A 15382-nucleotide genomic window follows, 5' to 3' on the forward strand; every position below is an offset into this window, starting at 1 on the left:
ATCTGCGCTTTTGGCTTAGCAGCTGCCGCACCTCGCTCGCCGTATCGGCACTTAGAATTATGCGGTATTGCCCTAAATTTTTGACTTTTCAGATACACCCTAGGTTGCCGTGCTTTCGCCCCGCCGCAAAACTCCTAACTACATCACGCGTTCCATTCTTTCGGAAGGTATGCGCGGGTATTGTGCAGCATGGTGTCAAACAGTTCTTTGCCCTGGTTCCAGTTCAGGGTCACCTGCGGGTCGTTCATAAAGGTGGTCAGGCCAAGGGTGCGGTCGCAGGTCAGGGCAGCGATCAGGGTGTTCTCCTGATTGTAAACGTGGCGGGCTACCAGCGGCAGAATATTGGCGGGCAGCGGGCCGGCGTTCACGGACTGCACGCCCTGGCGGCTGAACAGCGCGTTCACTTCCACCACGGCATCCCACGGCAGGTTGGCAATGGCACCGTGGTTGGGAATGTTCACGTTGCTGACCAGGTCGCCCAGGCCGAGCAGGGCTTTCATCAGCAGGTGGCCTTCCTCGCCATCGGGCTTGATCTCGATCGGCTCTTCACCGGTGCGCAGGCGGCGGCTGCGGGCCAGGCGCTCCTGCAGCTCATTTTTGCGCCACGCAACGGTGGTCAGGCCAAACTTCCATTCGCGCACGGCTTCGGGGCTTTCCAGATAAGTCTTGCCCGGCATAAACTCTGCCAGATGGCGGTCGCCCGCGGCGGCAATGCAGCCATAGCGCAGGAACAAATCAAATTTAACGCGGTTGGCGCAGGCAAAGGAACTGTTCATCCAATTCGTGTCGCCGTACTCATAACCGGATTCATAGTGCTCTTCGGCAAATTTGCGGTAAATGGGGAAGAGGTCCATGCCTTTGTAAGTAGCCTTATCGAACCAAGTAAAGTGGTTGATGCCCTTGACGTTGACCTTGATATCCTGGCGGGCAACATCTTTCAGGCCCAGTTCCTCATCCAGAATGTGGGTCAGCAGCGTCTGGGTGCCGAACACCTCGTGGCAGCAGCCGAACGCCTTGATCTTGGGGAACACATGGTACAGGGTACGCACGCAGAGGGTCATCGGGTTGGTGTAGTTGATGACCCAGGCATTGGGACTGTAATCGCGGATCGCTTCAGCGATGGTGACATACATGGGGATGGTGCGCATGGCGCGCATGAAACCGCCCGCACCTACGGTATCGCCCACCGACTGATAGATGCCGTAAGCTTCCGGCGCGTGGACGTCGCTTTCCATCTCGTCAAAGGTGCCGGGCAGGATGGAGATGACGACAAAATCCGCGCCGGTCAGGGCCTGCTGCAGCGTATCCGCCACAGTATACTTCCAGTGTGAAACCGCATCCGGGTGGGCAGAGATCTTGTTGCCGATGATCTCGTTGTGCTCGGCTGCTTCGTGGTCGATATCATACAGCGCCACGGTGCCTTCCATTTGGGCATCCGCGGCAAGGTCCATCATGAACCCCCACGCCCACCCACGGGAACCACCGCCGATGTAGGCAACTTTCAAGTCTTTTACGCGGTTGTCTTCATAATACATGGATTGAAACCTCCGTTTGTTTTGGTCCGTAACATTGATGCGTGCAAAACCGCAAAATTTGCTTTTTTTGCCGTATTCTTGCTATCAGTATACACCAAATAAAGGAAAATGTCACGAAAAAAGTGAAAAAAATTGAAGAAAAATGGGCAAAAAGTTAGGGCGTGGGGTGATTAGGAATTCGCAGTGAGGAATTAAATGAAAGTGATGGATCGCGCCGCAGTCCACCACAATTCCTATTTCAAAAAAGGCAGAGTCCGGTGTATCACGCACCGGACTCTGCCCTGTATTAAATTTCTAATTGCTAATTACTAATTGAATTCACGCTTTTTCAACCTTGACATCAGCGCAATCGCTCTCCGCGTTTCCATCCGCGTCCAGCGTGATATGTACAAAATGCTCCGGCTTATCGTAATCTTTCGTTTCGCCGTCATCAGTGTAATACTCATAGGCGGCACCATCGGGGGCATGGGCGAACAGGCGAAGATCCGCAAAATTCACGCTTGCCACATTTTGAATACTATCGCCGCCCCTGGCGATGGGCAGGATATGCCCCTTGCGCACAAAGAACACCACTTCGTCCAGCTCCACCGGGATGTAATGATGACCAGCGGGCAGAACGGTGGTTTCCATGCGGTCGTTCTCACTGCACTTTACCCGCACCTGCAGCATCTCTTCCGGCAGGTAGACATACCGGCCGCGGGCGTTCTGCTCGTAAACGGGGGCAATCAGCAGGCTTTCGCCGATCATTACCTCGTCCTCTACCTGGCGTGCAAAGGCGTCATTGGGGAAAGCAAAGGCCAGCGGCATACAGTACATACCGTCGCGCAGGGCAGCTTTCATGTACTCGCTGTAGATATAGGGCAGCAGCAGGTAGCGCAGCTGCAGAATACCGGCAAAGGCAGCCTTGTTCTTAAAGCGGTAAGGTTCCTGTTTGCGGGTGCCGGCGGCGGAGTGGTTGCGCAGCAGGGGAGAGAAGATGCCCACGCCGTACCAGCGCAGCACAAGGTCCTCGGTGGTGTTGCTGCCAAAGCCGCCAATGTCGGGGCCTTCGTACAGGAAACCGCACATATTCAGGGAGGGCATCATGTGCAGGCTAAGCAGAATGTGGCTCCACCAGGACTGGTTATCGCCGGTCCAGATACCGCCATACCGGTGCATACCGATGCAGGCCGAGCGGGAGTACATTAAAATACGCTTATCCGGCTCCAGCTGCTCAAAGGCTTCACCCGCAGCACGGGTCATGTTGTAGCCGAAGATATTATGCACTTTATCGTGCCGCATGCGGCCCTGTTTGGTGTCGTGATAAAACAGCTTGTAGTCGTTTTCGTTGTTGGAAAGCCCGGCCACAAGATTCTTGAACGCAAAAAAGCTGGAAATATCCAGGTTCTGGGTGCGGTACTCGTCAATTTTGGCAAAGGTCTTTTTCAGCGTTTCTTCGGAGTAGAAGATGGCAGGCTCGTTCATATCGTTCCAGAACCCCTCAATGCCCTGGTTCAGCAGGAACTTGTACTTGCTGCCAAACCAGGCGCGGGCTTCGGGGTTGAGCATATCAGGGAAATGCACCCGGCCCGGCCACACACCGGCCACAAAGGGGGTGCCATCCTGATTGGTGCAGAAGTAACCGTTCTTCACGCCCTCTTCGTATACATCGTACCCGTCCTCAATTTTAACACCCGCATCAATGATGGGCACAAGGCGGATGCCCTGGGCTTTCATCTCGGCGGCAAAATCTGCAAAATGGGGGAAGCGCTGCTCGTCCACCGTAAAGTCCTTGTAGCGCTCCATGTAGTCAATATCCAGCACCACGGCGTCCAGCGGCATGTTGTTGGTGCGGTAGTTGGCCACAACCTCGCGCACTTCGTCCTCGTTCATGTAGCTCCAGCGGCTCTGGGTAGCACCAAAGGCCCATTTGGGCGGGATGTAGCTGCGCCCTACCAGCTGGCGGAACTGGTGCACAATATCGGTCGGGCTTTCACCCTCAATGATGTAAAGGTCGTAATTTTCTTCGGCCACTGTCACCCGCAGGGTGTCCAGATCGGTGTAGCCGCAGTCAAAGGTGACCTTGCCGGGATAGTCGATAAAAAAGCCAAAAGTGGCTTTGCCGGACACGATCATGAAGTTGTAAGCGCCGTACAGTGAGGATTTGTTTTCGGTATGGTTGGGGTCATCGCTGCATTTGCTCTCGTACACCCAGCCGCGCTTGTTGATGCCGCGGATGTTTTCACCCAGGCCATACAGGATATCCTGCGGGTCCATGGCATAAGAGAAGCCGTCCGGTTCCCTGGTGAGATATGGAATCGTTTCCATCGCGGGTACAAAAGAACCCACCACGCTTTCGGTATCAAATGGGTGGCCGTATTGCTTTTTGTAAATCAAGGCAGTTTCCTCCCGAATAAATTTGCTTTGGGGCTGATTTAACTATAGCAAATTGCGGGCAGAAAGGGAAGAGGGAAGTTTAGTTAGGAGTTAGGAGGGAGGAGTTAGGAGTTTTGCGGCACCACAAGGTTGGTGCTGGACGAATTAGGAATTAGCAATGAGCAATTAAAAAGAATAAAGGCAATACCGCATAATTCTAAGTGCCGATACGGCGAGCGAGGTGCGGCAGATGCCAAGCCAAAAGCGCAGATAATACTGGATGCTGCAAAGGTGAGCGCCGCCAGTGGCGGAAACAGCGAACCGAAGCAGGGGCAGCGGTCGCAGAGTGCGAGGGGCTTTTGCCCCCGAAGCACGATGCGGGTACCGCAACCCGACATTATCGAGCATTCTGGCAACGCAGATGCCGTGCCGCAGCTGCCGGAGCGGTGCTTAAGCCGCAAGGCGGGAATTGTGCGGTGTTGCCTAAAGAAAAAAGAATAATGGCGGTGGATCGCGGCGCGGAGCACCGCTCGGAGATATTAGGTTTGTTACGATTCAATACACGGGTAGTAGAAAGGGAAAACGGTGCCCACTTATAACAAGAGCTAAAACCCAGTGCCTACCTATTTTATATATTATATATCCTTATGCTCAAATTCTGCTTCGATTTGGAGCTGCACAAACAGGAGATCTTGGGCATCGGTGGTCTGTCTGACTGTGGCATGGTGTTTCGTCTTGCAAACAAGAATGCGCGAGAAAACGCATGAACACAGGAATATAGTGCTTAATAGATACAGTATAATCTACTTAATGTGAAGGACAAATCTATTTTATTTAAGGAAGCCATTCGGTAAGTGGCTGGCATGACTCGCATTGCTGAACAAAATACAGTGTTTGAATGAGTTCTAATAGGCTGTTACTTACCCTACTCTGTATTTCGCTAAACCTATCTTTAGCGAAATTGATAATGGGGCACATTTATACCCTCTCCATTTTACAGCTAACAATTCAGCAAAGCCCGCCCATGACGGTGCCCGCATCGTGCCGCACGATCGATATACTTTGCAGCTGCTTTTCAAATAACATCAAACCCAATATTTACTGAGCGGCGCTTCTGCGCCGCAGGCCACCATAATGATTCATTATTCTTTATTACTTATTCTTTTTTTCGCGCCCAACTCCTAACGGTCTCTCTGCCTAATTTTCTTTCGTCAAACTTGCTATTTTCCGTTTTCTCCAAACTTTCACACACTTGTTTGTAAATAATCATGAATTTATCACAAATGTATTGACGATGGGGCAGGTTTGGCGTATGATACAGATATTGAAACAAATATTCCGGTAAACATGAAATTTGAGAAATAATAGTTCGAAACCGTCTTCGTGTGGCAGCCAGCCGCGGGGTATTTGTTGCCGGGTAACCGGGGCGCAAGGCAGTATTGGCCTTGGTTTACCCATTTTTGTGGAACACGCCGCTTTCGCTTGCAACCCTGATAGCGGCATTATAAAAAGGAAAACCATATTAAGGAGGATACCCCATGAAAAAGTCAGTCAGCCGTACCTTGGCCATGGCTTTGGCCGCCTGCATGGCAGCAGGCACTTTGGCCGCCTGTGGAAGCAGCGGTTCTTCCGCGGTCGCTTCCAGCGCAGCTGAGTCTACCGCAGATTCCACTGCCGCTTCCACCGAATCCGGCACCCCGGATTACTCCAATGAGGACCCCATCAACATCCGAATTTATCTGTCGGATAATGCTACCCTTCCTTATAAAGAAGACTGGCTCACCTTTACCGAAGTGCAGAAGCGCTGCAACGTCAACTTGGACGTTGAGGCCATTCCTATTGCGGACTACTCTACCAAGGTTTCTCTGGCACTGAATACCGGCGAGAACGTTCCCGATGTCATCCTGTACCAGTCCACCACCGGTGAGAATGCTTCTTTGGCTCTGAACGGCGCTCTGGTTCCCATCAGCGACTACAGCGACTGGACCCCCAACTTCAACGCACGCGTTGAGGAAATGGGCCTGCAGGACGATGTGGATATGTTGAACCTGCAGGACGGCAAGCGCTACTATATGCCGTCTTTGACCGATAAGCCGTTCTATGACGGCGGCCTGATCCTGCGTGAGGATTATCTGGAATCCAAGGGTCTGGAAGCCCCCAAGACCTTTGATGACCTGTACGAGATCCTGAAGGCTTACAAAGCTGATTATCCCGATTCTTACCCGCTCACCATTCTGGCTGGTCCCCGCGTTCTGTTCCGTATGACGATGCCTTCCTTCGGCATCAGCGTGGGCAAAAACAGCGCCGATGGCTCTTACGTTCTGAGCTATGATTACGACAACAAGGATTTCTTTGCTGGCGCAATTGATGATAAGTGCAAAGAATACTTCGCATTCCTGAACAAGCTCTACTCCGAAGGCCTGCTTGACCCCGAAATGGCTGACCCCATTGATGGTGATAAGTGGAGCCAGAAGTTGGCTACCGGTTCTTCCATGGCCACCTACGCTTACTATGACCAGATTGGCGGCGTGGAAGCTGCCAGCGAGATCGACGGCTTTAAACTGCAGATGTATGCACCGCTGGAAGGCCCCGCAGGTGCCCACCATCAGCCCAAGTCCCGCACCGGTTCCGGCATCATGTTCCCCAAAAAGACTGCTGAACGCGATGATTTCGAGCGCATTGTCCGCACCATCGATGAAATGTTCTACTCTGAGGAGAATGCAAAACTGTGGTGCCTGGGTGTTGAAGGCGAGACCTACACCATGGACGGCGACAAGATCGTTTACTCTGACGACATTGTGAACAGTGCTGACGGCATTTATAAGAGCATGCAGCTCAAGTACGGCTGCGGTTCCGACGTTACCCAGATGGTCTGGATCAACGAGCGTGAAATGTCCAAATACGACGAGAACTATGCCGAAATCAACACCGAAGTTGCTGCAATGGATGATGCTATCCAGCCCGTACCTCCCACCCCGCAGTTTGACGACCTGACCGCTGAGGATGCCGCCAGCCTGCGCACCCCGCTGGGCGATACCTTTGAAGTTTGGGCAGATGCTTTCATCACCGGCAAGAAGAGCACCGACACCGATTGGGATGCTTACGTTGCTGAAATGAAGAACCTGAGCATTGACCAGTACCTGCAGATGTACAACGACAACAATAAGTAAAATATTGACCAGTTGATCCTCAGCAGGGGGCATATCCGTGGAGGATATACCCCCTGCTTTTATTTTTAAGGGCAGGCGCGGTTCGCGCCGCCCCCAACCAAAGGAGCGCAATCCATGGGTAAGGCAAAAGCAAAGCTTACGCCGGCCGAAAAGGCCCAGCGGCGTTCGCATACCATCAAGCACCTGAAGCAGTACAGCGCATTATATGCCATGATGATTCTGCCGCTGCTGTATTTCATCATCTTCAAATACGTTCCCATGTTCGGCAACATTCTGGCATTCCGGCGCTACCGCCCCGGCCAGGGTATGTTTGGCACCGAATGGACCCTGCGCTACTTTGAGCGGTTCCTGAAAGATCCCGCTTTCTGGCGCGCATTCCGCAACACGTTAGTGGTTTCGCTGGAAAACCTGGTTATTAACTTCCCGCTGCCCATTATCTTCGCAATCCTGCTGAACGAAGTGCGCAATAAGCACCTGAAAAAAGTTGTGCAGACTATCTCCTACATGCCGCGTTTTATCTCCACGGTGGTCGTTATCGCCATCATGAACGAGATTCTTTCTCCCAGCACCGGCCTGCTGAACAACCTTCTGCACAACGTCTTCGGCATGACCCCCGTCTACTTCATGAACGAGCCAGGCTGGTTCCGCCCGCTGTACATCCTGTCGGAATCCTGGCAGTACACCGGCTGGACCGCCATCATCTATCTGGCCGCTATCACCGGCATCAGCAGCGATCTGTATGAAGCCGCTGAGATGGATGGCGCTACCCGCCTGCAGCAGATCTTCCACGTGACCATCCCCTCCATCATGCCTACCATCATGGTCATGCTGATCATGAACGTTGGCCGTATGCTGAGCATTGGCTATGAAAAGGTCCTGTTGATGTACACTCCGTCTAACTCCGGCGTCAGCGATATCATTGATACGCTGGTTTACCGCACCGGTCTGCAGAACCAGAACTACTCTTACGCAACGGCCATTGGCCTGTTTGGCGGCATCATTGGTCTGATTCTGGTTTCAGGCTCCAACGCAATCAGCAAAAAGCTGACGGACGAAAGCCTGTATTAAGTGAGGCAAAAAGATGAGCAAGTATTATAAAACAAAAGAAAACGTCGTTTTTGACACCATTGTCAACCTGGTCATGATCTTTACCCTGCTTGTCTGCTTTTTGCCGTTTGTGTATATGGCAGCGCTGTCCCTCTCCAGTTCCAAGGCCATCATCAACAACCAGGTCCTGTTCTGGCCAGTCGGCTTTAACCTGGATGCTTACAAGCAGATCTTCACCTACCCCAACTTTTTCCAGGCATATGGCAATACCTTTATTTATACCATCGGCGGTACTACCATCGCTATGTTGATGACGATCATGTTCGCCTATCCCCTGTCCAAAGACAACCTGATGGGCCACAAGGTTTTCATGAAGATCGTTGTTATCTCGATGTTTTTTGCCGGCGGCATGATCCCCAACTACCTGCTGGTATCCTCTTTGCACCTGACCGGCACCCGCTGGGCTATGCTGCTGCCCTTCTGCATCAGCCAGTTCAACCTGATCATCATGATCAACTCTTTCAAATCTCTCCCGCACGAGCTGGAGGAAGCTGCTCTTATTGACGGCCTGGGCTATTGGGGCATTTTGCGCCGCATCATTGTGCCGCTTTCCACCGCTGCCATTGCAACGGTCGGCCTGTATTATGCGGTGTTCTTCTGGAACGACTGGTTCAATTCTTTGATCTACCTCAATAAGGAGCAGTACCCCGTTATGCTGTTCCTGCGCAACATTGTCAACGGCACTGCCATGGTTGGCGATGGTGCAGGCTCTGCGGATAAATCCTCCCTGGGTATTGCCATCAAGTCTGCCGTTATCATTGTTTCCACCCTGCCCATCATCATCCTGTATCCCTTCCTGCAAAAATACTTCGTCAAGGGCCTTACTGTCGGCGGCGTCAAGGGTTAATGCCCGCCGCACAGCAGGCAGGGCTCTACACCTGCCAAATGCGAGGAATTGTTTATGGTAAAACTGGATCATATTTCAACCGAGCAGCGGAACCCGGCAACCAGCCATATTGATGAGGTTTCAACGCTTGAGATCGTCCGCCTGATGAACCAGGAGGACAAAAAAGTAGCCGAAGCGGTGGAAGTGGTTCTGCCGCAGATCGCTGCAGCTGTGGATGTGATTTACGCCGCGCTGCAAAAAGGCGGACGGCTGATTTATTGCGGATGTGGTACTTCCGGCCGTCTTGGCGTGCTGGATGCAGCCGAATGCCTGCCTACATTCAGCGCCGGGCGCGATATGGTGGATGCCGTTATTGCGGGCGGCCAGCGCGCTATGCTGATCCCGGTGGAGGGCGCCGAGGACAACCGCGACCTTGGCAAAGAGGACTTGGAAAAGCTGAATTTCAGCCAGAAGGATGTTCTGTGCGGTATTGCCGCCAGCGGCCGCACCCCCTATGTGCTGGGTGCGATGGAGTATGCCCACAGCCTTGGCGCAGCGGTCATCAGTGTAACCTGCTGCCCCGGCAGTGAGGTAGACACCCGGGCTGACATTGGCATTTCCCCCATGCCGGGGCCGGAAGTTATTACCGGTTCCACCCGCCTGAAAAGCGGCACTGCCCAAAAAATGGTGCTGAACATGCTTTCCACCGCCACCATGATCAAGCTGGGCAAAGTGTATGGCAACCTGATGGTTGATGTGCGCGCCAGCAACGAAAAGCTGGTGGAGCGCTGTGTACGCATTGTGCGCACCGCCACCGGTGCCGACAGTGTTGCCGCCCGCAACGCCCTGGAGCAGTGCGGTTACAGCGCCAAAACCGCTATCCTGATGATTCTCTGTAAAATTGACGCCCCCACCGCGGAAGCAAGACTGGAAAAAACACATGGGAGAATTGCGGAAGCGCTGAACAACCTATAATTCAGAATTAACAATTAGGAATGAGTAATTAGGAATTGAATGAATAATTAAAAAAGAATAAAGGCAATACCGCATAATTCTAAGTGCCGATACGGCGAGCGAGGTACGGCATCTGCCGGAGCGGTGCTTAAGCCACAAGGCGGGAATTGTGCGGTGTTGCCCTAACTAACACTGGTGCTTACCATGAAAATTTTTGCTCAAAAACTTCTGGTGGGCCGTACATTCCTAGCCAATCAGACCGTGACGGTCGAAGACGGCCAGATCACTGCCATTGGTGGCGGGGGTCCGGCCGATTTTTCTGTCTGGGCCTTAACACCCGGACTGGTTGACCTGCACTGCCACGGCGGCCAGGGCTTTGACCCGGAGCTGAATGAACGCCCCCTGCCCGAGTTCCTGACCATCCTGCTTTGCCACGGCGTAACGGATGTGCTGCTCACCCTTGGGGCGGAGCCGCTGCCCACCATGCGCCGGGCGCTGGCGGTGGTACAAACCGCCATGCAGCAGCAGGCCGCAGGCAAACTGCCCGGCGCGCATATTTTGGGTGTTCATCTGGAAGGGCCCTTTTTGAGTCCCGAACGTCCCGGTGCCATGCCACCCGCCGCGCTGCTGCCGCCAACCCTCGCCGCGTACCAGACGCTGGTACAGGGGTATGAATCCGTCATCCGGCAGGTGACCCTTGCCCCGGAGCTTCCCGGTGCGCTGGAACTTGGCGCAGCTCTGGCGGCGCGAGGTATCCGGGTGCAGGCCGGGCACACCGATGCTGATTACGAGACCGCCCAGCGTGCTTTTTCTGCTGGATTTACAGGTCTGTGCCATACCTTCAACGCCTGCCGCCCCCTGCGCCACCGCGACCCCGGTGTGGTGGCCGCCGCTCTGCTCGATCCTAACGTGACCACCGAGTGCATCTGCGATCTGGTTCACCTGCACCCCGCCGCTTTGCAGCTTGTCTACCATATGAAAGGCCCTGAAGCGATGATTGCCGTATCCGACAGTGTGGCTACCCATGGTCTGCCCGATGGACGCTACACCGTGGCCGGGCAAGATTATATTGTGCAAAACGGTGTGAGCCGCTGCGCAAACGGCACCCTGGACGGTGGCGGTGTTTATCTGGACGGTGCAGTGCGCAATTTGCAGAGCATTGGGATCCCCGCACAGGACGCCTGCCTGATGGCATCTACCACCCCCGCCGCCCTGCTCGGTCTGCCCCGCACCATCCACCCCGGCCACCCCGCCGTGCTGGTGGGATGGAGCGAAGGATGGCAGGTGGAGAGGGTATGGCGAGATAGTTAGGAGGGAGGAGTTAGGAGTTGGCGGCGCGGCAAGGTCCGGTATGAAATCATTAGAAATTAGCAATGAGTAATTAGGAATTGCTTGTGAGGATGAGATTCGTCATCGGCTAACGGGGACGCTATACCGCAATTTGCAGAATGGTGCAAGGCTTTGTCTTACGGTAGGGCGGGAGTACCCGACCCCACCGAGACAGTGCCCTATTCCACGTTATAAAGATGTTGTGACATCTATCCCGCGAATTCAGAACGTTTTGTGGGTTTTAATAAACAACGAACCTGATATCTCCTGAGCGGCGCTTTGCGCCGCGGTCCACCAACATTATTATTTATTCATTATTCTTTTTTCTCTTCGCTCTGCTCACCCTCAAATTTCTCATTACTAATTTCTAATTCTCCACAACGCTCCATCGAGGTTCAACCATGTTTCTTTCCGGTATTGATATTGGCGGTACAAGCATTAAGTTCGGCGTTTTTGATGAACAGCTGAACCTTTTGCAACAGTGGAGCCGCCCCACACCCAAAGAACCTGCCGAAGCCGCCGCGCTGATTGCGGCGCAGTTGGAACCGTATCACGTTGCGACTATTGGGGCCGGTGCGCCCGGCACGCTGAACGCTGCGCGCGAAACCATTACGGCGGATAATCTGGCATGGGTAGATGTGCCCCTTGCTGCGTTGCTGCGCCGGGCGTCCGGTCTACCCGCGGTGGTCATTAACGATGGCCACGCGGCAATGTTGGCCGAAATGCGTTCCGGTGCACTGCAAAATGTACAGACAGGTATTCTGCTCACCCTGGGTACCGGCATTGGCGGGGGCATTGTCATCAATGGGCAGTGCTGGCGCAGCCCCACCGGGCTGGCCCCGGAACTGGGGCATATCATTACCCACAGCGACGGTCTGCCCTGCCCCTGCGGCCAGTGCGGCTGCTTTGAACAGTACGCTTCGGCCACCGCGTTGATCCGCATGGCCGGCGGCGAGTCCCCCGCCGACCTGATTGCCCGCGCCCGCAGCGGCAATGCTGCGGCGCAGGCCGTGTTTGCCCAGTATGTGCACGAGCTTTGCACCGGCATTGTTTCCCTCAACTCCATTTTTGCGCCGGAGGTCGTAGCCCTGGGCGGCGGCATCAGCGAGGCAGGCGATTTTCTGCTGGATGCCTGCCACACCACTTTGGCCCGCCTGCACGCCAAACCCCAGCCCACCCTCCGCCTTGCCGCCCACCGCAACTCCGCAGGAATCATTGGCGGGGCGATTGCAAGTTTGAAGTTAGGAGTTACGATGCATTAAGGCCTGATACAAAATAATTAGGAATGAGTAATGAGAAATTAGGAATTTGTGGTGGAGTATAGGCGTATTACAATTTTTGATTGTCGTACCGTGAACGCCGGCGCGATGAGGTCATCGCGCCCTACAAAACATTTAATAGCCAATCGCACTTTTTAACAACCGGCAAACCTAAGGCAACACCGCACAATTCCCGCCTGACGGCTTAAGCACCGCTCCGGCGGCTGCGGCACTTAGAATTATGCGGTATCGCCCTAATATCTCCTGAGCGGCGCTTTGCGCCGCGGTCCACCACAATGATTCATTATTCTCTATTCTTTATTCTTTTCAGGTTTAGACTTTTTCCTACCGCCAATTCCTAATCTCTCATTGCTAATTTCTAATTCACATCAACTCCGAACTCCTACCTGTTTTCGAGGTGCTCTATGCCTACCGCGATTGATAATCTCCTTTCCCGCATGACATTGGAAGAAAAGATCGGCCAGATGATCCTGGCCAGTATCGAGGTATCCCGCATGGATGCGGGCACGCGGGAATTTTTACGCAAAAATCATATCGGCAACGTTATTTTGTTTGGCAAAAACTGTGCCGGGCGGGCCGCGCTGGCGCAGTTGAACGCTGAGATCCAGCACACCGTCATGGCGGAAAACGGTCTGCCTGCTCTTATCGCCATCGACCAGGAGGGCGGCTGTGTTACCCGCCTGCGCAGCGAAGCCACGGTTTTTCCCAGCGCCATGGTCATTGCCCGCACGGGCGATCCCGCCAACGCCTACAAAGTTGGGCGTATGATGGGCGGTGAGCTGCGGGCACTGGGTATTAACCTGGACTGTGCGCCGGTGCTGGATACTCTTTCCGGCCCTGCGGAACGCCGTTATTATGGGAAAACTGTGCAATCCATCGCGGATTATGGCTGCGCCATGGCCCGCGGCCTGCGGGATGCCGGGGTGCTGGCCTGCGGCAAACATTTCCCCGGCCATGAGCAGACCGGTGCCGATACACACTTCGGCTTTGTGGTGGACAATACCCCGCGTGACACATTGATGAATAGCTGCTTAACGCCCTTCTGCCGCGCGATGTCAGAGGACCTTGCCAGCGTGATGGTATCGCATGTCTGCTTCCCCGCGCTGGATGACACCGATACGCCCTGCTCCATGTCCGCGCCCGTCATCCAGGGCGTGCTGCGTAGGCAACTGGGGTACCAGGGGCTTGTCATCAGTGACGGCTTGCAGATGCACGCCATTCTGGACCAGTACGGCGCACCACAGGGCTGTGTGCAGGCGGCACTGGCCGGGTGCGACCTGCTGATTATTGGCAACGGCGGCGATAACGCCGACCCCACCGGTAAAGATGTGCAGACCCCCTGCATCCGTGCCCTGTGCGATGCTGTGGCCGATGGAACCCTGCCGATGGCGCGGGTGGATGAATCGGTGCGGCGGATCTTGGCATGCAAGCTGGCGCTGGGCTGGACTATGCCCGCCCGCGATGCCGCCAGCCAGGATTGGAGCAATCATGCTGCCCTTGCGGATGCGTTGGCCGAAACCGGTGTGACGGTACAAGACTCCCACGGCCTGCTGCCACTGCCCGCAGGGACGTTATTTATTGCGCGGGCGTCCGGTACCGGTACTGGCGTGACGGAGGGCGATCGCATTACGGAAAGCTTTGCTCCACTGGCTGCACGGCGTTTGGGCGGCCAGTGCGCTGTCTACCACACGGTGGAAGAACTGCCGGAGCTGGCGGATGTCTGTGCCGCGGCGCCCGCGGTGGTATTCGCCTTTGGCACCCGTGAGGAAGCCGCCGCTGCCGCCCAGGCCGCCGAAGCGCTGGCTGCGCACAACCCGCGCTTCTGTGCTGTCTGCTTGGCCGAGCCGGACGCTTTGCAGCACTATCCCTTTGCTGCCAGTACCGTGAGCGCCTGGGACCGCACCGAGCCCGCCATGCGTGCCGTCTGCCGCGCGCTGGCAAACCCACAAATTTGAAGGAGGGGCAAACCATGGCATTTTTCCGCTGTGACGTCATGTCGGAATCTCTCGGCATGGCAACATCGGTGCTTGTTACCATGCCGGATACCGGAGATTTGGCCGCCGCGCCAGTGGTGTACCTGCTGCATGGCCTGACTGACAACTGCACCGGCTGGCTGCGCTATACCCAGGCCGAACACCTGGCCCGCACCCATGGGGCTATTCTGATCGTTCCCGAAGTGCAGCGCAGCTTTTATACCGATATGGCCTGCGGCCCCAAGTATTTCACCTACATTAATCAGGAATTGCCAACGCTCTGCCGCCGGTTTTTCGGCATTCAGCCCGTACCGGAGCGCACTTATATTATGGGGCTTTCGATGGGCGGATACGGTGCTATGAAATGCGCTTTTACTGCGCCGCAGCAGTACGCCGGGTGCGCCGGTTTTTCCTCGGTGGCGGAAATCCAGGCCGAACTGCCCCAGCTCTGCCGCTGGCATGAAGATCAGGCAATTTTCCCGCACGGCATTGTGCCGCCACAGGATGATCTGTTTGACTTGGTGGAGAAATTCCGCGACGGAACGTGCCCCATGCCCCGCCTGTTTTTGGCCTGCGGCCAGCAGGACAGTCTGTACCCCGCCAACCTACGCCTGCGCGATACCTTGCAGGCGATGAATTGGCCCCTGACTTGGTACGAAGCCCCCGGCGACCACAACTGGTTTTTCTGGAACGATGCGCTGGGAAGAGCGATGAAAGAACTTTTGGAAAATTAGGGCAACACCGCACAATTCCCGCCTTGCGGCTTAAGCACCACTCCGGCGGCTGCGGCACGGCATCTGCGTTGCCAAAATGCTCGATAATGTCGGGTTGCGGTACCCGCATCGTGCTTCGG

General features: G+C 54.9%; 10 protein-coding genes. 8 read left to right on the plus strand and 2 right to left on the minus strand.

All coding sequences use genetic code 11. From position 1 onward, the window contains the following. Positions 1–143 precede the first annotated feature (143 nt). Positions 144–1535 carry an alpha-glucosidase/alpha-galactosidase gene (locus C4885_RS12220; protein WP_114000603.1) on the minus strand — a complete coding sequence of 464 codons (1392 nt, stop codon included), beginning with the start codon at positions 1533–1535 and terminating at the stop codon, positions 144–146. 318 nt (positions 1536–1853) lie between these two features. Continuing rightward, positions 1854–3911, minus strand: a complete 2058-nt coding sequence (locus C4885_RS12225; RefSeq protein ID WP_114000604.1) for a TIM-barrel domain-containing protein — start codon at positions 3909–3911, stop codon at positions 1854–1856. 1517 nt (positions 3912–5428) lie between these two features. Between C4885_RS12225 and C4885_RS12235 the strand changes: the two genes are divergently transcribed. The 8 genes from C4885_RS12235 (at position 5429) to C4885_RS12270 (ending at position 15263) form a co-directional block, all read left to right on the plus strand. After that, positions 5429–7060: an extracellular solute-binding protein gene (locus tag C4885_RS12235; protein WP_114000606.1), complete on the plus strand. Its 1632-nt coding sequence runs from the start codon at positions 5429–5431 to the stop codon at positions 7058–7060. A gap of 114 nt (positions 7061–7174) precedes the next feature. Further along, the gene (locus C4885_RS12240) at positions 7175–8128 is read left to right on the plus strand and encodes a sugar ABC transporter permease (RefSeq protein WP_114000607.1); all 954 of its coding nucleotides are present in this window, start codon (positions 7175–7177) and stop codon (positions 8126–8128) included. Positions 8129–8141: 13 nt separating this feature from the next. Continuing rightward, the gene (locus tag C4885_RS12245) at positions 8142–9014 is read left to right on the plus strand and encodes a carbohydrate ABC transporter permease (protein WP_114000608.1); all 873 of its coding nucleotides are present in this window, start codon (positions 8142–8144) and stop codon (positions 9012–9014) included. A gap of 48 nt (positions 9015–9062) precedes the next feature. Then, complete coding sequence (gene murQ / locus C4885_RS12250) at positions 9063–9968, plus strand: N-acetylmuramic acid 6-phosphate etherase (RefSeq protein WP_199488110.1); 906 nt, start codon at positions 9063–9065, stop codon at positions 9966–9968. Between the two features lie 183 nt (positions 9969–10151). Beyond that, complete coding sequence (locus tag C4885_RS12255) at positions 10152–11258, plus strand: N-acetylglucosamine-6-phosphate deacetylase (RefSeq protein ID WP_114000610.1); 1107 nt, start codon at positions 10152–10154, stop codon at positions 11256–11258. 419 nt (positions 11259–11677) lie between these two features. Beyond that, a complete protein-coding gene (locus tag C4885_RS12260; RefSeq protein WP_114000611.1) occupies positions 11678–12538 on the plus strand; it encodes an ROK family protein in 861 nt (286 codons plus the stop codon). A 422-nt stretch (positions 12539–12960) separates the two neighbouring features. Continuing rightward, entirely contained in the window at positions 12961–14511 is a 1551-nt protein-coding gene (locus C4885_RS12265; protein ID WP_114000612.1) for a glycoside hydrolase family 3 protein, read from the plus strand. 14 nt (positions 14512–14525) lie between these two features. Next, positions 14526–15263: an alpha/beta hydrolase family protein gene (locus C4885_RS12270; RefSeq protein WP_114000613.1), complete on the plus strand. Its 738-nt coding sequence runs from the start codon at positions 14526–14528 to the stop codon at positions 15261–15263. The last annotated feature ends 119 nt before the right edge of the window (positions 15264–15382 follow it).

Origin of the sequence: Subdoligranulum sp. APC924/74, assembly GCF_003324125.1 — a bacterium.
GTDB lineage: Bacteria > Bacillota > Clostridia > Oscillospirales > Ruminococcaceae > Gemmiger > Gemmiger qucibialis.

What these genes read in the sequence shown, in the direction of transcription:
- C4885_RS12220 (WP_114000603.1), bottom strand. Translation starts at nt 1,535, where the DNA reads ATGTATTATGAAGACAACCGCGTAAAAGACTTGAAAGTTGCCTACATC.
- C4885_RS12260 (WP_114000611.1), top strand. Translation starts at nt 11,678, where the DNA reads ATGTTTCTTTCCGGTATTGATATTGGCGGTACAAGCATTAAGTTCGGC.
- C4885_RS12255 (WP_114000610.1), top strand. Translation starts at nt 10,152, where the DNA reads ATGAAAATTTTTGCTCAAAAACTTCTGGTGGGCCGTACATTCCTAGCC.
- C4885_RS12235 (WP_114000606.1), top strand. Translation starts at nt 5,429, where the DNA reads ATGAAAAAGTCAGTCAGCCGTACCTTGGCCATGGCTTTGGCCGCCTGC.
- C4885_RS12245 (WP_114000608.1), top strand. Translation starts at nt 8,142, where the DNA reads ATGAGCAAGTATTATAAAACAAAAGAAAACGTCGTTTTTGACACCATT.
- C4885_RS12270 (WP_114000613.1), top strand. Translation starts at nt 14,526, where the DNA reads ATGGCATTTTTCCGCTGTGACGTCATGTCGGAATCTCTCGGCATGGCA.
- C4885_RS12240 (WP_114000607.1), top strand. Translation starts at nt 7,175, where the DNA reads ATGGGTAAGGCAAAAGCAAAGCTTACGCCGGCCGAAAAGGCCCAGCGG.
- C4885_RS12265 (WP_114000612.1), top strand. Translation starts at nt 12,961, where the DNA reads ATGCCTACCGCGATTGATAATCTCCTTTCCCGCATGACATTGGAAGAA.